Origin of the sequence: Sandaracinus amylolyticus (genome assembly GCF_000737325.1) — a bacterium.
GTDB classification, from domain to species: domain Bacteria; phylum Myxococcota_A; class Polyangia; order Polyangiales; family Sandaracinaceae; genus Sandaracinus; species Sandaracinus amylolyticus.
In genome coordinates this window covers 6,291,588-6,311,060 of sequence record NZ_CP011125.1, presented here as the reverse complement: position 1 = coordinate 6,311,060, position 19,473 = coordinate 6,291,588, and the positions used below count along the sequence as shown (strand labels likewise).

Sequence of the window (19,473 nt, the reverse complement as noted above, 5' to 3'; positions counted from 1 at the left end):
CCGAGGGCGGAACGACGCCGCTGGGCAACAGAGATCTGTTCCGAATCTCTAACGTTAGCGATCGCCAAGAGAGATCTGTTGTCCAGCGACTCCGTTCCCGAGTGGCTGCGCGCGCGTTCGGCGCGAGGCGTAGCCGGGACGGATGCCCTCGAATAGGGTCGCCCCATGCGGACGACGCCTCACGCGTTCCTCGCGCGACGTCGATGGGAGGCGCGCAGCCAGCCCACGGCGTGATCGAGCGGCCCGGTCCGCACCGCGGCGTGCGGTCCGCAGTCCGATCAACTCCCGGACGCTCCGCCCGCCTGCGCGCGCCGCCTCGTCGCATCCGCGCGCGCCCGCGCGACCTCCACGCCGCATCACGATCCTCGCGCGCCGCTCCACGTCCGGCACGTCGCTTGAGTAGTGCGCGCTCGAATGCGCGCTCTCTCCCTCTCGCTCCTCTGCGTCTTCCTCGCGGCCTGCACCAACGAGCCACGCGCTCCGATGGCGATGAGCGACGGCGAGGTCGGCGTCGTCGCGTCCGAGCTCACCGCCGCGCAGCGTCGCGTGCGCGCCGGGCAGATCCGCGACGCCGCCTACGCCGCGGGCATGACCCAGGGCTGGCTGCTCGCGGGCATCGCCGACGCCGAGACCCAGATGTCGCATTGCTGGCGCGAGCTGACCTGGGCCTGTCAGGGCCCGAACAGCAGCGACTGCGGCGGCGGGCCCGTCGTGGCGGGCGCGGGCGACGGACCGTGCTCGGCGCGCCAGGGCGGCCTCGGCATGTTCCAGTTCGACGCCGGCACGTTCGACGACACGCTGCGCCGCGAGGGCACGCGCATCCTCAGCATCGCGGGGAACACCCAGGCGGCGGTCGACTTCGTCGCGAGCATGGTGGTGCGCAGCGCGTACGTCTCGGGCGTCGACACCCGCGCCCAGGCGATCGCGTGGATGAACGGCGTGCGCGTCGGCAACGGGCGCTGGGACGCGTGGATCCGCACCGTCACCCACTACTACAACGGCTGCGCGCCGAGCTACTCGTGCTTCTCGCAGCGCTACGCGCACTACCGCGACAACACGCGCAACGTGTTCAACGAGATGGGCGCGGACTTCTGGGTCGTCCCGCGCTGCACGCCCGCCGCCGAGTCGTGCAACGGGCGCGACGACGACTGCGACGGGCGCACCGACGAGAACGTGACGCGCGCGTGCTCGAGCGCGTGCGGCGCGGGCACCCAGGCGTGCTCGGGCGGCGGATGGGGCGCGTGCGACGCGCCGCAGCCCGTCGCGGAGTCGTGCAACGGCCGCGACGACGACTGCGACGCGCGCACCGACGAGGGCGATCTCTGCGAGGTCGCGCTGCTGAACGAGCAGCCCGCGGCGTACGCGGCGCCGCGCTCGACCGACGTCGACGCCGACGGTCGCGCCGACCTCTGCGCGCGCGGCTACGGCGGCGTGCGCTGCTGGACCGCGAGCGCGAGCGGATGGAGCGCGCCCTGGGCCGCGATCCCGTGGAGCGACGCGAGCGGCTGGAACGACGTGACGAACTACGCGACGTTGCGCATGGGCGACGTGAACGGCGACGGGCGCGCCGACGTGTGCGCGCGCTCGAACGCCGACGTGCTCTGTGCGGTGTCGAGCGGCACCGGCTTCGGCGCGCACACCACGTGGCGCGCCGGGCTCTCCGACGAGAACGCGTGGAACCAGCCGCGCTACTACACGACGCTGCGCCTCGCCGACGTGAACGGCGATGGTCGCGACGATCTCTGCGCGCGCGATCGCGCCGGCTTCGGGTGCTGGCTCTCCGACGGAGCGCGCTTCGATCGCCGCATCGAGGGCCCGCGGTGGAGCGACGAGAGCGGCTGGGGCGCGGCGCGCCACTACGGGACGATCCGCATGGGCGACCTCGACGGCGATCGGCGCGCCGACGTGTGCGCGCGCGCGGCGGCGGGCGTCGAGTGCTGGCGATCGAGCGGCGACGGATTCGACACGCGCGTCGAGGGCCCGCGGTGGAGCGACGAGAGCGGCTGGGGCGCGATGCGCTACTGGAGCACGCTGCGCCTCGTCGACTTCGACGGCGACGGGCTCGGTGATCTGTGCGCGCGCAGCTCGACCGATCTGCGCTGCGTGCGCGGCACCGGGAGCGGCTTCGGCGAGCCGGTGATCGTCCATCCGATGTCGGACGAGAGCGGCTGGAGCGACATCGCGAACTACGCGACGCTGCGCGTGGGCGATCTCGACGGCGACGGCGCCGACGATCTCTGTGCGCGCGCCAACGCGGGCGTCGTCTGCTTCGCGTGGGACGGCAGCGCGTTCGCGCGCCGCGCCGGGCCCGAGTGGAGCGACGAGTCGGGCTGGTCGCAGGCGCGCCACTACCAGACGATGCGCCTCGCCGACTTCGACGGGGACGGGCTCGACGACGTGTGCGCGCGCGCGGGCGCGGGCTGGCGCTGCCATCCGTCGACCGGCGAGGGCTTCGGCGCGGCGGTGACGTTCGACGAGCTCACCGACGCAGGCGGCTGGGTCGAGCCGCGCTACTGGTCGACGATCCTCAGCGCGGGCCACGCGTGCCGCGCCGAGACGGAGTCGTGCAACGGGCGCGACGACGACTGCGACGGCGAGATCGACGAGCACGCGACCGACGAGATCTGCAACGACGTCGACGACGACTGCGACGGCGAGATCGACGAGCACGCGACCGACGAGACGTGCAACGAGCGCGACGACGACTGCGACGGCGAGGTCGACGACGGCCTCTCGTGCGAGCCGCCGTCGACCGGCGGTGACGGCGGCGTGCGCGGCGACGCGCCCGACGGCGGCACGGCGGCGCACGGGCGCGTGTCGGGCGGGTGCAGCGCCGGCGGCGCCGGCGGCGGCTCGCCGATCGCGCTCGTGATGATCGCGATCGCCCTGTGGGCGGCGCGGCGGCGATGAGGCGGCTCGGCGTTCTCCTGCTCGTCGCGCTCGTGCCCGCGAGCGCGTCGGCGCAGGCGCGCTTCCGCCGTCCGTTCGCGTCGGAGAGCGCGCCGATCACCGCGCACTTCGACACCAACGGGCCGGGCGGCGGCTTGGCCGACTACGTCTGCGGCGGTCGCACCTACGACGGACACACCGGCACGGACTTCGGGATCCCGATGGGCACGCCAGTGCTCGCCGCGGCGGCGGGGCAGGTCATCTCGGTCATGACGGGCTGTCCCGACGTCGGCTACAACTGCAGCCCCTGCGGCGGGCTCTGCGGCAACCAGGTGCGCCTGCGGCACGCCGACGGCTCCGAGACGCTCTACTGCCACATGCAGAGCGGCGGCATGCGCGTGCGCGTCGGCGACGCGGTGTCGTGCGGGCAGACGATCGGGCACTCCGCGTCGAGCGGCTGCAGCACCGGACCGCACCTCCACTTCGGCTACCACCCGCGCGCCGGCGCGCCCGCCGACGATCCGTTCCGCGGCGCGTGCGGCGGGCCGGTCTCGGTGTGGACCGAGCAGCGCGCGTACCCGCAGACGCCGGGCGCGACGTGCGATTGCGCGCCCAGCGCGGAGACGTGCGACGGGCGCGATCAGGACTGCGACGGTCGCGTCGACGAGGGCGTGACGCGCGCGTGCTCGAGCGCGTGCGGCAGCGGGACGGAGGCGTGCTCGGGCGGCGGCTGGGGCGCGTGCGACGCGCCGCAGCCGAGCGCCGACGTGTGCAACGGGCGCGACGACGACTGCGACGGCACCGCCGACGAGGACGACGTCTGCGAGATCGAGCTCTTGAACGAGCAGCCCTCGGCGTACGCGCCGCCGCGATCCACCGACGTCGATGCGGACGGGCGCGCGGACCTGTGTGCGCGCGGCGGCGCGGGCGTGCGCTGCTGGCCCGCGAGCGCGAGCGGCTGGAGCGCCGAGTGGGCGCCGATCCCGTGGAGCGACGTGAACGGGTGGAGCGACCCGACGAACTACGCGACGCTGCGCATGGGCGACGTGAACGGCGACGGACGCGCCGACGTGTGCGCGCGATCGGACGGCGACGTGCTCTGCGCGCGCTCGAACGGCAGCGGGTTCGACGGGCACACGACGTGGCTCGCCGGGCTCTCCGACGAGAACGCGTCGGGCCTGCCGCAGTACTACACGACGCTGCGCCTCGCGGACGTGAACGGCGATGGTCGCGACGATCTCTGCGCGCGCGATCGCGCCGGCTTCGGGTGCTGGCTCTCCGACGGAGCGCGCTTCGATCGCCGCATCGAGGGCCCGCGGTGGAGCGACGAGAGCGGGTGGGGCGCGGCGCGGCACTACGGGACGATCCGCATGGGCGATCTCGACGGCGATCGTCGCGCCGACGTCTGCGCGCGCGCGGCGGCGGGCGTCGAGTGCTGGCTGTCGAGCGGCGACGGATTCGACACGCGCGTCGAGGGCCCGCGGTGGAGCGACGAGAGCGGCTGGGGCGCGATGCGCTACTGGAGCACGCTGCGCCTCGTCGACTTCGACGGCGACGGGCTCGGTGATCTCTGCGCGCGCAGCTCGACCGATCTGCGCTGCGTGCGCGGCACCGGGAGCGGCTTCGGCGAGCCGGTGATCGTGCATCCGATGTCGGACGAGAGCGGCTGGGACGACATCGCGAACTACGCGACGCTGCGCGTCGGCGACATCGACGGCGACGGCGCCGACGATCTCTGCGCGCGCGCCAACGCGGGCGTCACCTGCTTCGCGTGGGACGGCAGCGCGTTCGTGCAGCGCGCCGGGCCCGAGTGGAGCGACGAGTCGGGCTGGTCGCAGGCGCGCCACTACCAGACGATGCGCCTCGCCGACTTCGACGGCGACGGGCTCGACGACGTCTGCGCGCGCGCCGGCGCGGGCTGGCGCTGCCATCCGTCGACCGGCGAGGGCTTCGGCGCGGCGGTGACGCTCGACGAGCTCACCGACGCGGGCGGCTGGGTCGAGCCGCGCTACTGGTCGACGATCCTCAGCGCGGGCCACGCGTGCCGCGCCGAGATGGAGTCGTGCAACGGGCGCGACGACGACTGCGACGGCGAGGTCGACGAGCACGCGACCGACGAGATCTGCAACGACGCCGACGACGACTGCGACGGAGCGATCGACGAGTCGCTCCGGTGCGACGTGCCGGTGATCGACGGCGGCACGATCCCGCGCGGCGACGCGGGCACGAGCGGAGGCGGCACCGTGCGCGGTGGCTGCGCGTGCGGCGTGTCGCGCGGATCGCCGCCGCTCGTGCTCGTGCTGGTGCTCGGCGTGGTGCTCGCGCTCCGCCGCCGGCGCACCTGAGGCTCGGGAATCACGTGCTCCGGGTCGCGCGTAGACTACCCGCGTGTCTTCGCGCGACCCGTATCGCCGTCCCGCTCCGCCCGCGCCGGAGAAGCCCCGTGGGGTCGTGGTGCGGCGGGCCGACTTACCCGACGAGCTGGAGCGCGTCGACGCCGAGCGAAGGCGCGCACGACAGCGCGCCGAGAGCGCGCGCGCGGTGATCGAGCTCGAGGAGGCGCGCCGTCGCGGCGCGCTGGTCGCGCGAGGGCAGGGCGCCGCGCTGATCGCGGTCGGGCTCGTCCTGTGCGCCATGTCGATCTCGCAGATGCACGAGGGCTACTACCACCCGCGCCCGATCGTGCTCGCGGGCGGCGCGCTCAACGCCGGCGTGTGGCTCGTGGCGTTCGGTGCCGGCGGCGCGACGTCGCTGCGCGACGCGCCGGCGTGGGTCGGGCTCGGCGCCGCGATGGCGTTCGTCGGCGGCGCGGTGTTCGGAGGGACCCACCTCGTCGATCTGCTCGCGTGGATCGCGGGCTGATTGATCACGGCGCGCGCCGGTCTCATGTGCGTCGCGATGCGCGCGCTCGCGGCGATCGTGATCGTCTCGCTGATCGGATGTGCGAGCTCCTCGCGCGAGGAGCGCCCGAGCGCGCAGACGAGCTCGCCGCCCCGCGCCCCCGCGCCACCGCCCGCGACACCGTCCGCGAGGCGCACCGCCGGCCTCGTGCGCACGACGACGCTCGAGCCGCGCACGTTCCAGATCCGGCTCGAGGACCTGCCGCCCCCGCGCGAGACCGAGGTGCGCCGTCGCCCGCGCGAGATGCCGCCGCCGCAGGACGCGACGCTGCGCGTGCCCGCGGGCTTCGAGGTGAACGTCTTCGCGAGCGAGCTCCGCATGCCGCGCTGGCTGCGCGTGACGCCGAGCGGCGAGATCCTCGTCACCGAGACGCGCGACAACCGCATCACGCTGCTCGCCGATCGCGACGGAGACGGCGCCGCCGACGAGCGCACGGTGTTCGCGGACGACGAGCGCGGGCATCGCCTCGACATGCCGTTCGGGATGGCGTTCGCGGGCGGCTTCTTCTTCGTGGGCAACCAGGACGAGGTGCGGCGCTGGCCCTACCGCGAAGGGCAGCGCGCGCTCGAGGGCGAAGGCGAGCGCATCACCGAGCTCCCGGGCGGCGGCTACCGCCAGCACTGGACGCGGAACGTCGTCGCATCGCCCGACGGCTCGCAGCTCTTCGTGTCGGTCGGCTCGCAGAGCAACTCGGATCCCGAGCCGCTGCCGCGCGCCTCGGTGCAGGTGATGGGGCTCGACGGCAGCGGGCGCAGGACGTTCGCGTCGGGGCTGCGGAACCCGGTGGGCCTCGCGTTCCATCCGCGCACCGGCGCGCTCTGGACGACGGTCAACGAGCGCGACGAGCTCGGCGACGATCTGGTGCCCGACTACCTCGCGCACCTCGAGGAGGGACAGTTCTACGGCTGGCCGTGGGTGTACCTGACGCCGGATCGGCGCGACCCGAGGCTCGCGGATCGTCCGCTGCCCGAGGAGGCGCGCCGCACGGTGACGCCCGAGGTGCTGTTCCAGGCGCACAGCGCGTCGCTGGGGATCGCGTTCTACGACGGCGCGACGTTCCCCGAGCGATACCGCGGATCGGCGTTCGTCGCGTTCCGCGGATCGTGGAACCGGCGGCTCGGCACCGGGTACGGGATCGCCCTGGTGCCCTTCGACGAGAGCGGTCGACCGCGCGGCGGGTACGAGGAGTTCGTCGACGGATTCCTCCTCGATCCCGCGGGGCCGGAGGTATGGGGGCGCCCGGTCGGCGTGGCGATCGCGCCCGACGGGAGCCTGCTGTTCACCGAGGAGACGAACGGGCGGATCTACCGCGTGCAGTACGTGGGCGAGCGCCGGTGAGATAAGGTCGCCGCGTCAGACGCGCCGATGCGGGCGCGTCGGACGCGCCGATGCCGCGCCGCTTCACGCTCTGCCACACCGCCGACTGGCACCTCGGGCACGCCCTGCACGGCCGCTCGCGCGAGGCGGAGCACGCGGCGTTCTTCACGTGGCTCATCGAGCTGCTGGAGCGACAGCGGGTCGACGCGCTGGTGATCGCGGGGGACGTGTTCGACAGCGCGAGCCCGTCGGGCGCGGCGCAGGCGCAGCTCTTCGAGCTCCTCGCCGCGCTGCGGGCGCGCTGTCCGGCGATCGACGTGGTGATCGTCGCGGGCAACCACGACTCGCCGTCGCGACTGGCGGCGCCGGATCCGGTGCTGCGATCGCTGCGGGTGCGCATCGTGGGCGCGGTGCCGTGGGTCGGGCGCGGGCGCGATCAGCGGATCGATCCCGAGCCGCTCGTCGTGCCGCTGCACGCGGACGGCGAGGTCGCGGCGTGGGCGCTCGCGGTGCCGTACCTGCGCGCGTGTGATCTGCCGGCGCTCGATCCCGACGCGGGCGAGGAAGATCCCGCGGCGCGCATCGCGCGCGGCGCACGGCGCGTCTACGACGAGGTCGCCGCGCATGCCCGGACGGTGCGGCGCGACGACCAGGCATTGATCGTCACCGGGCACTGTCACGTCGCGGGCGCGGCGGTGTCGGACGGGAGCGAGCGTCCCGTGATCGGCGGGGTCGCGGGCGCGCTGCCGCGCTCGGTGTTCCCCGAGGACGCGACCTACGTCGCGCTCGGCCACCTGCACCTCGCTCAGGAGGTGCGGGCTCAGGAGGTGCGGGCTCAGGAGGTGCGGGCTCAGGAGGTCGCGGGGCCGGACGTGCGGTACTCGGGGTCGCCGATCCCGCTCGCGCTCGGCGAGGAGAGCTATCCGCACGAGGTGCGGCTGGTCACGTTCGAGGGCGCGCGCATCGTCGCGCAGGCGGGGCACCGGGTGCCGCGCTCGGTGGCGATCCTGCGCGTGCCGAAGAGCGGTCCGGCGCCGATCGACGAGGCGCTCGCGGCGCTGCGCGCGCTCGAGGACGACGAGGTGGTGCGCGCCGCGCGGGGGGCGCCGGAGAACCGGTGGCCGTGGGTCGAGGCGCGGGTGCGGCTCGAGCGCGCGGAGCCCGCGCTGCGGGCCCGGGTGGACGAGGCGCTCGCGGGGCTGCCGGTGCGGCTCGTGAAGCTCACCGTGGAGCAGGCGCGCACGGGATCGTCGCCGGGCACCGAGGAGGGCGCGAGCCTGCGCGAGCTCGCGGAGCTCGACGTGCGCGAGGTGTTCCTCCGGCGCTGGGCGCTCGAGCAGGAGGGCGAGCCTCCGGCGGACGTGCTCGCGGCGTTCGACGAGGTGCGCGCCGCGGTCGTGGGCACGGAGAGCGGGCCGTGAAGATCCTCGCGATCCGGGGCGAGGGGCTGGCGAGCCTCGCGCGCCGCTTCGAGCTCGCGCTCGACGCGTCGCCGCTGCGCGACGCGGGCGTGTTCGCGATCGTCGGCCCGACGGGCGCGGGGAAGAGCACGCTGCTCGATGCGCTGTGCGTCGCGCTCTACGACCGCACACCGCGCCTGACGGGTCGCGGCGAGCGCATCGGGACCGAGGAGGACGCGCGCACCGCGGGCGATCCTCGGAACCTGCTGCGTCGCGGCGCGGGGCGCGGGCACGCGGAGGTGGACTTCCGCGGCATCGACGGCCGTGTGTACCGCGCGCGCTGGGAGGTGCGGCGGGCGCGCGGTCAGCCCGACGGACGGCTGCAGGACACCACGATGTCGCTGGTCGACGTCGACACTGGCCGCGCGGTGTCGGGCACGCGCAAGGGCGAGGTGCTCGCGGCGATCGAGGAGCGCCTGGGGCTCTCGTTCGCGCAGTTCCAGCGCGCGGTGCTGCTCGCGCAGGGACGCTTCGCGGCGTTCCTCGAGGCGGACGATCGCGATCGCGCCGAGCTGCTCGAGCGCATGACCGGCACCGAGATCTACGGGCGCATCTCGATCGAAGCGGCGCGTCGCGCGCGCGAGGAGCGGAGCGCGCTGGAGCGGCTCGAAGAAGGGCTCGCGTACGTCGCGCCGATGGACGACGAGGCGCGTCGTGCCCAGGAGGCGAGCCTGCCCGAGCGGAGGCTCGAGGTCGCGCGCGCGGCCGAGCGCGTGAAGACGCTCGAGGCGCACGCGCGGTGGTGGAACGAGCGCGACCTCTGGGCGCGCGAGGAAGCGGACTCCCGGCGCGAGCTCGCGGAGCTCGATGGTCAGCTGGACCTCGCGGAGGCGCGCCGCCGCGACATCGAGGAGGCGCAGCTCGCGGAGCCGCTGCGCGCGCCGCTCGAAGCGCTCGATCGCGCGGAGCAGGCCGCGCGAGGCGCGCGAGACGCCCACGTCGCCGCCGATGCGGTGGTCGCGTCGGCCGAGCGCGCGCGCGCCGAGGCGAACGAGGCGCTCGCGCGAGCCGACGCGGAGGAGCGCGATGCGCGAGCGCGCGCCGACGCGCTCGGACCGGTGGTGCGGGAGGGCAGGGCGCTCGATCGCGAGCTCGCCGTGGCGCGCACGCGCATGGACGAGTCCGCGGCGCGTGCGTCGCGCGCGGCGGAGGTGTCGGCGCGGCGAGGCGCGGAGCGCGCGGCGCACGGCGCGCGTCTGGCGACGTTGCACGACCAGATCGCGTCGGCCGTCGCGCGCCGTCGTGCGCTGGGCGAGCTCGACGGCATCGCCGAGGACGACGCGGCGCGGGTGATCGAGCGGCTCGAGCGGCTGATCGCCGCGCGGGACGCGCTGCGGGAGGCCGCCGAGCGTCGCGAGCGGGTGGCGGCCCAGACCGCGCCGCGGACGCGCGCGCTGGAGGAGGCGATCCTCGACGCCCAGCGCTGGCGCGCCGCCCTCGACGCGGCGACCGAGCGGCTCGCGTCGCGTCGAGATGCGCTGGGGCGCGAGCTCCCGGCGCACGAGCTCCGCGACGCGCTCGAGCGCTTCGGGGCCGCGCGCTCGGCGCTGGTGACGATCGGCGAGGCTGCGCGGCGAGCGTCGGCGGCGGCTGCACGCGCTGCGACGGTGAGGGCCTCGGAGCGCGCGGCGCGCCTCGCGGTCGAGCGTGCCGAGGCGCGTCGTGCCGCGGCGCTGAGCGCGCTGCCGTCCGCGCGTGCGCGGCTGGTCGAGGCGGAGCGCGCGCGCGATCTCGCGGCCGCGATGCTCGATTTCGCGCAGCTGCGCTCGGAGCTGCGCGACGGAGATGCGTGCCCGCTGTGCGGCGCGCTGGATCATCCCTACGCGCGCCACGCGCCGGCAGCCCTCGTCGACGCGCAGCGGGCGCGCGCCGCGGAGCTGCGCGAGGCGGTGGTCGCGCTCGAGCGCACGCTGGCGACGGCCGAGGCGGAGATCGGCTCGGAGCGCGTCGCGTCGCAGCGCGCGGCCGAGGCCGCGGTCGCCGCCGAGCGGGAAGCGACGGAGGAGTCGGAGCGCGCGCGTCAGGCGTCGCGCGCGAGAGCGCTCGAGTCGCTCGCGGCGTGGTGGTCGAGCGCGGGCACGCGGCTCGCCGGCGCGCCGAGCGAGGGCTTGCACCCCGGTGGCGCGACCGGTGCGCCGCTCGTCACGCCGATGTGGGCGGAGCCGCTCGCTTCTCGCGAGATCGACGATGCGTGGGCCGGCGCGCTCGAGGACGCGCGTGCCCGGGTGCTCGCTGCGCTGTCCGCGCGCGAGGGCGCCGAGCGGGCGGTGGAAGGCGCATCCCAGGAACGCGATCGCGCGGCGTCGGGGCTCGCGCAGGTCGAGCGCGCGGCGCGCGACGCCGAGGGCGCGCTCGAGGCCGTGCGGCACGCCGCCGCGGAGCACCAGCGGGAGCACGCGCGCGCGCTCGCCGAGCTCGAGGAGAGCGCGGCGCGCATCGCGACGTGGCGCGCGGCGGTCGAGGCGCACGTCGGCTCGCTCGACGAGCTCGATCGCGTGAAGCTGCTCGACGTCCAGCGCGCGCTCGCGACGTGCGCCGAGGCCCGTCGGGACGAAGCACGCGCGCGCACCGCGCTCGCGGCGCTCGAGACGGATGCGGCGCGCGCCGCGGACGCGGAGGCTGGCGCGAAGCGCGACGAGGACGACGCGCGCGCCGCGCGGGCGCGCGCGGAGGCAGAGGTCGCGGCGATCGCGGCGCGGCGGAGCGCGCTCGGCGCCGACGACCTCGACGCGCTCGAGGCGGCGGCGCGCACGGCGTGCGATCGTGGGCGCGCTTCGCGCGAGTCCGCGGCCCAGGCTCGAGCACGCGCGGAGACGGCGCTCGCGGCGGCGCTCGAGGCTGCATCGGCCGCGGCCCGGGCGCACGCGGAGCGCGCGCGGGAGCTGCACGAAGCACGCGCGCGGCTCGACGACGCATTGCGGGCGTCGGGGCTCGACGAGCGCGCGCTGCGTCGCGTGTTGGCGCGCCCGCGCGAGGAGCTCGCGGCGTGGCGACGCGAGCTCGCCGTGCTCGACGAGCGCCGAGCGCGTGGGCACGCCGTGCTCGCGGAGCGCGTGCGGCGTCGCGAGGCCCACGATGCCGCGCCGCCCGACGGGCTGGTCGCGCGCGACGCGATCGATCGCGAGCTCGCGCGGGCGCGCGAGGCCGAGAACGTGGCGCGACGGTTCCTCGCGTCGCTCGAGGACGCGCTGGCGCGCGACGATCGCCAGCGCGCCGAGCGCGCCGAGATCGTGCGTCGCATCGAGGCACAGCGCGCGCGCGTCGGCACCTGGGCCACGCTGGAGGCGCTGATCGGCTCGGCCGACGGCAAGCGGTTCCGCGTCTTCGCGCAGGGCCTCACGCTCGAGCTGCTGCTCGACCACGCGAACGCGCAGCTCGATCGCCTCGCGCCGCGGTACGCGCTCCGCCGCACGCCGGGCGCGGAGCTCGGCGTGCAGGTCGTCGACCGCGAGATGGGCGACGAGATCCGCGGCATCAAGAGCCTGTCGGGCGGCGAGACGTTCCTGGTCTCGCTCGCGCTCGCGCTGGCGCTCGCGTCGATGACGGCGCGGCGCGTCCCGGTGGACTCGCTGTTCATCGACGAGGGCTTCGGCGGGCTCGACGCGGAGAGCCTCGAGGTCGTGCTCGCAGCGCTCGACGCGCTGCAGGCGAGCGGACGCCAGGTCGGCGTCGTGTCGCACGTCGCGGCGATGGCGGAGCGCTTCGCGGCGCGCGTCGAGGTGCGCCCCGCCGGGCACGCCGAGAGCGTGGTCGAGGTGGTGTCGTGATCGCGTCAGCGACGACGGCGCGCGCCGAGCACGCCGAGCACGACGGCGATCGCCGCCCACGCCGCCTCGGCACCGGCGCCCGTGCCGCCCGGCACCGAGCACCGACAGCCTCCGCCGCCCGCGAATTGGATCCCGGGCGGCGCGCTCGGGCCGGCATCGAATTCCTCGCGGCCTGCGTCGAACGGCTCCTGGCCGGCGTCCTCGTCGTCGCCCCCCGCGTCGTGCTCGGCGCCGGCGTCAGCGGCGCCGGCATCGTCGTTCGTCGAGGTGCCGGCATCGGAGTCCGACGGCACCCCGGGGACGCACTCGCCCTCGCCGAGCCGCACCGTCCCGCAGCGCTCGATCGCAGAGTCGCTGCAGGGCTCGGGATCGCGCCCGTTGGGGCACCCGTCCTCGTCGCAGTCGCCTGCCAGCCAGCTGGACGTCGGGCGGCCATCCGGCGTGCGATGACAATCGAGCACGTCCTCGCTCGTGAGCTCGGTGCTCCCCGCGCAGTAGTCGAGCCCGATCGCGGGGTACGCACACACACCGCTGGTGAAGCCCTCGGGCGGGTTCACCGCGCCGACGCACACGCCCTCGCGCGCGAGCAGCGCGGGACAGTCCTCGCTCACGTCGCAGCCGAACAACGTGCCGCAGAGCGGTCGGCACACGAGCCCCTCGACCCCGGGCAGGATCTGATCGCAGAGCCCCGGCTCGAAGCGCGCGTCGGGACAGGTGAACGTGCCGGCGCACGCGATGAGATCGCACTCGACGAGCGGTGTCGCGCCGGTCGCGCCGGTCACGGTGCAGACGAGCGGCTCGGCCTGCGCGACCATCGGCACGCCGAGCACGCCCAGCACGACGAGCAAGCAAGACGAGCGGCGCTGAAGCATCCCTCGATGATCCCGGATCGCGCGACGCGACGGAAGAGGCGTGCGCCGTTGACGGACGCGCCGTGCGGTCGTAGGACACACGACCGGCCTCCGGCCGGTTACCAGAGAGGACTCGCATCATGTCGATGCCCGTCGGCGAAGCCCGCGAAAGACTGTCGGAGCTCGCTCAGCGCCACGAAGCGCTGGGGAGGTATCTTTGACGTCGACGGCCTTCGTCTGCAGATCGATCGTCTGAACGACCACACCCTGCGCCCCGGCTTCTGGGACGACGCCGAAGCCGCGCAGAAGGTGGTCCAGGAGAAGGCGGCCATCGAGGCCGTCGTCGCCAAGTTCGAAAAGCTCCAGCGCGAGACCAAGGACCTCGGCGATCTCCTCGAGATGGCCGACGGTGACGCGTCGATCATCGACGAGGTCATCACGCAGATCCCCGAGCTCGAGAAGGGCACGCGACAGATGGAGGTCGCGCGCATGCTCGCGGGGAAGACCGATCGCTCGGACGCGATCGTCACGATCCATCCCGGCACCGGCGGCGTCGACGCGCAGGACTGGGCCGAGATGCTCCTCCGCATGTACCTGCGGTGGTGCGAGAAGAAGGGCTACAAGACCGAGATCGTCGACCAGCAGGCCGGCGAGCAGGCGGGCATCAAGGGCGCGACGATCCACGTGCGCGGCCCGTTCGCGTACGGCTACCTGCGCGCCGAGAACGGCGTGCACCGCCTGATCCGCATCTCGCCGTTCGACGCCAACGCGCGCCGTCAGACCGCGTTCGCCTCGCTCGAGGTCGTGCCCGATCTCGACGACGACGTCGGCGAGATCGAGATCAAGCCCGAGGACCTGCAGGTCGACACCTTTCGCGCGGGCGGCAAGGGCGGCCAGCACGTCAACAAGACCGAGTCGGCGATCCGCATCACGCACATCCCGAGCGGTGTGATCGTCGCGTGCCAGGCCGAGCGCTCGCAGCACAAGAACCGCGCGACCGCGATGAAGATGCTGCGCGGCAAGCTCTACGAGCTCGAGCGCCAGAAGCGCGAGGCCGAGTTCCAGGCGAACTACGGCGTCGACAAGATGGAGAGCGGGTTCGGCTCGCAGGTCCGCACGTACACGCTCGCGCCCTACCGGCTGGTCAAGGACGAGCGCACCGAGTTCAAGACCGGCGCGGTCGATGCGGTGCTCGACGGGGACCTCGACGATCTCATCGAGGCCTACCTGATGAAGACCGCGGACCAGCGGAAGAAGAAGGACGAGGCCGCGACCGCCGCGGCCCAGTGATCAGCGCATCGCGGGCGGCAGCTCGTCGTCGCCGCCCGATGCGCTGCGCGTCGTCGTGGTCGCGCACGTCGAGGGGCGCACCCGCCCGCTCTCGTCCGCGACCATCGCGACGCCGAGCTCACGCGCCGCGATCTGCACGACGCGCATCGTCGCGTCGCTCGCGTCGCTCGCGCACCCGAGCTGCACCACCTCGGTCCTCGCCGCGCGCGCGTCGTCGGCGCGTCCTTCGTGGTCCCAGCTCTCCGCGCTCCGATGCAGCGCGTACGCGTACAGCGGATGCTCGAGCTGCCCGAGCGCGTAGCGATACGCCGTCGCCGCGTCCGCCCAGCGCTCCGCCGCGAACGCGAGCTCACCGCGGATCATCCACGCCATCAGCGCGAGCTCGCCCGCGCCCGCGAAGCGCGTCGTGAACCGCTCGGCGCGCCCGACCGCCGCGCGCTCTCCCGCGCGCCAGCTCAGCCAGAGCGACACGAACGCCATCTCCGCGAGCAGCGTCGAGTCGCGGCTCCCGTTCACCGCCGCGTCCGCCGCGCGCTCCGCGTCCGAACGATGCCGTCGCGCCTCGCGTCCTTCGCTCGACTCCGCCGCGAGCAGGTGCGCCCGCGCGAGATCGCGCAGCACACGACGACGCTCCGCGCCGCGCGCGCTGCGTCGCGCCGCCTCGAGCTCGTCCATGCTCGCCTCCGGCGCCTGCAGCAGATCGGTCCGCCCGTTCGACGCCTCGACGAAGAGCGCCGCGGGCTCGATCGCGCCGCCGCTCGCGCTCGTCGTCCGCACCTGCGCGCCGCCGCACCCCACCACGCCGAGCAGGACGAGCCCCATCGAGATCCCACGCATGGCGCCGATCCTACTCAACGGCGCCGGACCTCGCTGGCGCCATCCCCCGCGGGCGTGGCAACGTTCGCGCCCCCGGCGCCCCCGGATCCGGGAGCTGCGCGAGGACCGAGGCACCAGATGGCGAGCGAAGAGGAGCTGATCGAGGCGCGCCGCGCGAACGCGAGCGCACTGCGCGAAGCAGGCACGCAGGCCTATCCGAACGACTTCCGCGCGCACGACGACGAGACCACCTCCCGCGCGCGCGCCGTCGCCATCCTCACCGATCCCGAGAAGCGCGCCGCGCTCCCCGAAGAGAAGGACCTCACCGGCACCGAGCCGAGCCACCACCTCTTCGGTCGCGTCGTCGGCAAGCGCGGCCCGTTCGTCGTCATCCGCACCCCGCACGGCGACGCCCAGGCGCTCGTCCGCAACAAGCCCGGCAAGGGCGGCGAGCCCGCGCTCCCGCCCCAGGACGCGAAGCAGCTCGAGCTGCTCGACCTCGCCGATCACGTCGCGGTGCAGGGCCCGATGATCCGCACCCGCACCGGCGACGGCGCCATCCGCGCCGATCGCTTCCAGCACGTCGGCAAGGCGCTCCTCCCGCCGCCCGACAAGTGGCATGGCCTCACCGACGTCGAGAAGCGCTACCGCGAGCGCTACGTCGACCTCTTCGCGAACCCCGCCGTCGCGCGCGTCTTCCACGCGCGCTCGCGCATCGTGCGCGCGCTCCGCAGCTTCCTCGACGGACGCGACTTCCTCGAGGTCGAGACGCCGCTCCTCCATCCGCTCCGTGGCGGCGCCGTCGCGAAGCCGTTCGAGACGCACCACAACGAGCTCGACATGAAGCTCTACCTGCGCATCGCGCCGGAGCTCTACCTGAAGCGCCTGCTCGTCGGCGGCTTCGATCGCGTCTACGAGATCGGTCGCGCCTTCCGCAACGAGGGCGTCAGCACGCGCCACAACCCCGAGTTCACGATCCTCGAGTTCTACTGCGCGTACGCGACCTACGAGGACCTCATGGACCTCACCGAGGCCATGTTCCGCCACGTCGACGCCGCGCTGCGCACCGAGATGCACGCGCGCGCGCCCGAGTGGTGGAGCGAGCGCGCGTACACGCTCGACGAGCCCTTCGCGCGCGTCGACATGCGCGAGGCGATCGTCGCGCGCACGCGTCGCTCATCCACGCCGCAGGGCTCGGGCGGCGATCTGCTCCCGACGCCGTTCGACGGTGCGCTCACGCGCGAGCTCCTCGACGATCCCACCGAGCTCCACGCGACGATCGAACGCGTGCTCCATCTCCCGAAGGACTCCCACGAGGCCGCGGTCGCGCGCCTCGGCGGCGCGGATCGCGTGCAGTACTGGCGCGAGGCGCGGAAGCTCCTCGCGAAGAGCCACACCCACGGCGAGCGCGTCTTCGTCCTCTACGAAGTGCTCGTGGAGCCCGACCTCCCGAAGCTCTACCGCAGCCAGGACGGCACGAAGTCGGTGCCCGTCTTCGTGATGCACCACCCGTTCGACGTCTCGCCGCTCGCGCGCAAGAGCGATCGCGACCCGTTCATCACCGATCGCTTCGAGCTCTTCGTGGAAGGCCGCGAGGTCGCGAACGCGTTCTCCGAGCTCAACGACCCCGACGATCAGGCCTCGCGCTTCCGCGCGCAGCTCGATCGCCGCACGAAGGGCGACGAAGAAGCGATGGACTACGACGCCGACTACGTGCGCGCGCTCTCGCACGGCATGCCCCCCGCGGGCGGCTTCGGGCTCGGTGTCGATCGCCTCGTGATGATGCTGTGCGGGCAGGCCTCGATCCGCGACGTGCTGCTCTTCCCGGCGATGCGGCCCGAGACGCCGGAGCGCGGATGACCGAGAAGGCGCTGCGCCTCGGCCCGCTCGCCGTGGTCTTCGGCCTGTGGGCCGTGATCGGGGCGCTCGCCGCGGACGCAGCGCTCTTGCTCGCGCTGCCGCTGCTGCCGCGCGAGCACGTCGTCGTCGGCGTGCCCGTCGCGTTCGGCGTGGTCGGCGCGATCTCGCTCTTCGTCGCGGTGCTCACGCTCGTGCGCATCGCGCGCGTCGACATCGGCGTGCGCGGTCGCGCGCGCCTGTGGATCGGCGCGGTCGCGATGATCGTCGCGGCGCTCGCGAAGATCGGCTTCGGCGTGGTCCTCGGGCTCGTGCTCGCGGATCCCGGCTACGGCGCGCTCGGTGCGCCCTACGGCGCGCAGGCGTTCTCGGACGTGCTCTCGAGCACGCAGTCGTCGCTCGAGACGATCGCGGTCGCGCAGGGCACCTACGCGCCGCTGATGGCCGCGCTGACGATCGGCTCGATCGCCACGCACGTGCAGCTCGGCGCCGGCATCTCGACGTGGTTCCTCGTCCCCGAGCGCGTCCGCGCGTTCATCTGGATCGTCGTCGACGTCCCGCTGCTGCTCGCGTTCGTCTTCGCGCTCTGGGCGCTGCCGTTCACGCCCGGCGAGGACGGCGACCCCACGCTGCCCGGCATCGCGCTCGCGATCTCGACGCTCTTCGCGCTGCGCTTCTGCGCGCGCATGCTCCCGCCGGCGCTCGACGTCGCCGAGCGCATCGGGTTCCAGACGCTCGTCGCGGCGCGCATGCTGCGCGCGAAGAAGAGCGGGTTCCTCACCGCGATCGGCATCCTCTCGATCCTCGCGGTGAGCTTCTCGTCGTGCACGCTGACGACGACGCTCTCGGTGATGGGCGGCTTCCGCGAGGACCTGCAGCGCAAGATCCTCGGCAACAACGCGCACGTCGTGATCGATCGCGAGTACGGCACCTGGGAGGGCTGGGGCCCGGTGCTCGAGCACGTGCGCGAGGTGCGCGGCGTGACCGGCGCGAGCCCGTACGTCGCGGGCGAGGTGATGGTCACGAGCGCGTCGAACCTCGGCGGCGCGGTGCTGCGCGGCATCGACCCCCGCACCATCGGCGACGTCACCGATCTCCCGCGCAACATGGCGCCGGGGCGCGGCCACGGACGGCTCGAGTACCTGGTGCACCCCGAGCGCCTCCTCGATCTCAGCGCCGCGGAGATGACCGGCAGCGTGCTGCACGGCCGCGACGACGACCTCCTCGACGACGAGGACGACGAGGCGCTCGACGAGCCCGATCGCGACGCGGGCACCGCGGTGATCGGCGAGGACGACGAGACCGCGTCCGCGCAGCACGAGAGCCTGATGCGCGAGATCGATCGCGTGCTCGGCGAGCTCGACGAGCGCACCGGCGATCCCCCGGCGGACCCCGACTTCCGCACCGGCTCGGGCGCCGCCGTGCGCGTGCAGGACGCGTTCGGCCGGGTCGACGATCCCACCGGGCTCTTCCTCGGCATGCCTCCGCCGCTGCAGCGCCCGCGCGAGGTGCTCCCGGGGCTCATCGTCGGTCAGGAGCTCGCGCGCTCGCTGCGCCTGCACGTCGGCGACGAGGTGAACGTCGTCTCGCCGCTCGGCGATCTCGGCCCCGCGGGGCCGATCCCGAAGTCGCGTCCCTTCCGCGTCGCCGGGATCTTCTACAGCGGCATGTACGAGTACGACATGAAGGTCGCGTACACCGACCTCGAGACCGCGCAGCGCTTCCTCTCGACCGGCGGCGCGATCAGCGGCATCGAGGTGCGCGTCGACGACTGGGAGCGCGCCGACGTCGTCGCCGCCGCGATCGCGCAGGCGACGTCGCGCCCCGAGCTCCGCGTGCGCAGCTGGCAGGAGGTGAACCGCAACCTCTTCGGCGCGCTCGAGCTCGAGAAGCTCGCGATGTTCATCACGCTCGGCATCGCGATCCTCGTCGCGAGCTTCTGCATCGTGGGCACGCTCGTGCTGATGGTGCGCGAGAAGGGTCGTCAGGTCGGCATCCTCAAGGCGATGGGCGCGCAGGACGGCCAGATCGTCGGCATGTTCATGCTGCAGGGCCTCTTCATCGGCCTCGTGGGCGCGATCAGCGGGCTCGGCCTCGGCTGGGTCGTGTGCTTCGCCGCGGAGCACCTCGGGATCGTGCCGCTGAACCCCGAGGTCTATTACATCGACTCGCTGCCCATCCACACCGACCCGCGCGAGTTCTTCGCGGTCGGCGTCGCGGCGGTCGTCGTGTGCCTGCTCGCGACGATCTACCCCGCGATCCTCGGCAGTCGGCTCAAGCCGGTCGACGCGCTTCGCTACTCGTGAATTCGTTGGAGCACAAACG

General features: G+C 74.1%; 11 protein-coding genes. 9 read left to right on the top strand and 2 right to left on the bottom strand.

Annotated features, from left to right (window positions below):
• Window positions 1-414 precede the first annotated feature (414 nt).
• From DB32_RS26505 to DB32_RS26480, 6 genes are read left to right on the top strand one after another with little or no spacing between them, the layout of a single operon-like run.
• Entirely contained in the window at window positions 415-2,910 is a 2,496-nt protein-coding gene (locus DB32_RS26505; RefSeq protein ID WP_053235429.1) for an FG-GAP repeat domain-containing protein, read from the top strand.
• Complete coding sequence (locus DB32_RS49670; RefSeq protein WP_157069412.1) at window positions 2,907-5,234, top strand: VCBS repeat domain-containing M23 family metallopeptidase; 2,328 nt, start codon at window positions 2,907-2,909, stop codon at window positions 5,232-5,234. The genes DB32_RS26505 and DB32_RS49670 overlap by 4 nt, the downstream gene beginning before the upstream one ends.
• Window positions 5,235-5,277: 43 nt before the next feature.
• Window positions 5,278-5,751 carry a hypothetical protein gene (locus DB32_RS26495; protein WP_053235427.1) on the top strand — a complete coding sequence of 158 codons (474 nt, stop codon included), beginning with the start codon at window positions 5,278-5,280 and terminating at the stop codon, window positions 5,749-5,751.
• Window positions 5,752-5,787: 36 nt separating this feature from the next.
• Window positions 5,788-7,128 (top strand): PQQ-dependent sugar dehydrogenase, encoded by a 1,341-nt coding sequence (locus tag DB32_RS26490; RefSeq protein ID WP_053238965.1) that lies wholly within the window; start codon window positions 5,788-5,790, stop codon window positions 7,126-7,128.
• A 50-nt stretch (window positions 7,129-7,178) separates the two neighbouring features.
• On the top strand, window positions 7,179-8,528 hold the full coding sequence (locus DB32_RS26485; protein ID WP_053235426.1) for an exonuclease SbcCD subunit D C-terminal domain-containing protein: 1,350 nt from the start codon (window positions 7,179-7,181) through the stop codon (window positions 8,526-8,528).
• Window positions 8,525-12,334, top strand: coding sequence for an AAA family ATPase (locus tag DB32_RS26480; protein ID WP_053235425.1), 3,810 nt, complete (start codon window positions 8,525-8,527; stop codon window positions 12,332-12,334). The genes DB32_RS26485 and DB32_RS26480 overlap by 4 nt, the downstream gene beginning before the upstream one ends.
• 5 nt (window positions 12,335-12,339) lie before the next feature.
• Here DB32_RS26480 and DB32_RS26475 read toward each other — a convergent pair whose 3' ends face one another.
• Window positions 12,340-13,206 carry a hypothetical protein gene (locus tag DB32_RS26475; protein WP_053235424.1) on the bottom strand — a complete coding sequence of 289 codons (867 nt, stop codon included), beginning with the start codon at window positions 13,204-13,206 and terminating at the stop codon, window positions 12,340-12,342.
• Window positions 13,207-13,325: 119 nt separating this feature from the next.
• On the opposite strand from DB32_RS26475, the gene prfB reads away from it, so the two are divergent.
• A protein-coding gene (prfB, locus tag DB32_RS26470; protein WP_420820909.1) for a peptide chain release factor 2 occupies window positions 13,326-14,475 on the top strand; the annotation gives its coding sequence in 2 pieces (ribosomal slippage) (window positions 13,326-13,391 and window positions 13,393-14,475; 1,149 coding nt in all).
• Here the strand turns inward: prfB and DB32_RS48540 are convergent.
• Window positions 14,476-15,312, bottom strand: coding sequence for a tetratricopeptide repeat protein (locus tag DB32_RS48540; RefSeq protein WP_053235423.1), 837 nt, complete (start codon window positions 15,310-15,312; stop codon window positions 14,476-14,478).
• Window positions 15,313-15,429: 117 nt separating this feature from the next.
• On the opposite strand from DB32_RS48540, the gene DB32_RS26460 reads away from it, so the two are divergent.
• Together DB32_RS26460 and DB32_RS45645 are read left to right on the top strand one after the other, a co-directional pair.
• Window positions 15,430-17,151, top strand: a complete 1,722-nt coding sequence (locus DB32_RS26460) for a lysine--tRNA ligase (RefSeq protein WP_053235422.1) — start codon at window positions 15,430-15,432, stop codon at window positions 17,149-17,151.
• Window positions 17,148-19,454: an ABC transporter permease gene (locus DB32_RS45645; protein WP_053235421.1), complete on the top strand. Its 2,307-nt coding sequence runs from the start codon at window positions 17,148-17,150 to the stop codon at window positions 19,452-19,454. The genes DB32_RS26460 and DB32_RS45645 overlap by 4 nt, the downstream gene beginning before the upstream one ends.
• Window positions 19,455-19,473 lie beyond the last annotated feature (19 nt).

Coding starts and splice junctions, on each gene's coding strand:
- DB32_RS26505 (WP_053235429.1), top strand. CDS start 415: ATGCGCGCTCTCTCCCTCTCGCTCCTCTGCGTCTTCCTCGCGGCCTGC.
- DB32_RS49670 (WP_157069412.1), top strand. CDS start 2,907: ATGAGGCGGCTCGGCGTTCTCCTGCTCGTCGCGCTCGTGCCCGCGAGC.
- DB32_RS26490 (WP_053238965.1), top strand. CDS start 5,788: ATGCGCGCGCTCGCGGCGATCGTGATCGTCTCGCTGATCGGATGTGCG.
- DB32_RS26485 (WP_053235426.1), top strand. CDS start 7,179: ATGCCGCGCCGCTTCACGCTCTGCCACACCGCCGACTGGCACCTCGGG.
- DB32_RS26475 (WP_053235424.1), bottom strand. CDS start 13,206: ATGCTTCAGCGCCGCTCGTCTTGCTTGCTCGTCGTGCTGGGCGTGCTC.
- DB32_RS48540 (WP_053235423.1), bottom strand. CDS start 15,312: ATGCGTGGGATCTCGATGGGGCTCGTCCTGCTCGGCGTGGTGGGGTGC.
- DB32_RS26460 (WP_053235422.1), top strand. CDS start 15,430: ATGGCGAGCGAAGAGGAGCTGATCGAGGCGCGCCGCGCGAACGCGAGC.
- DB32_RS45645 (WP_053235421.1), top strand. CDS start 17,148: ATGACCGAGAAGGCGCTGCGCCTCGGCCCGCTCGCCGTGGTCTTCGGC.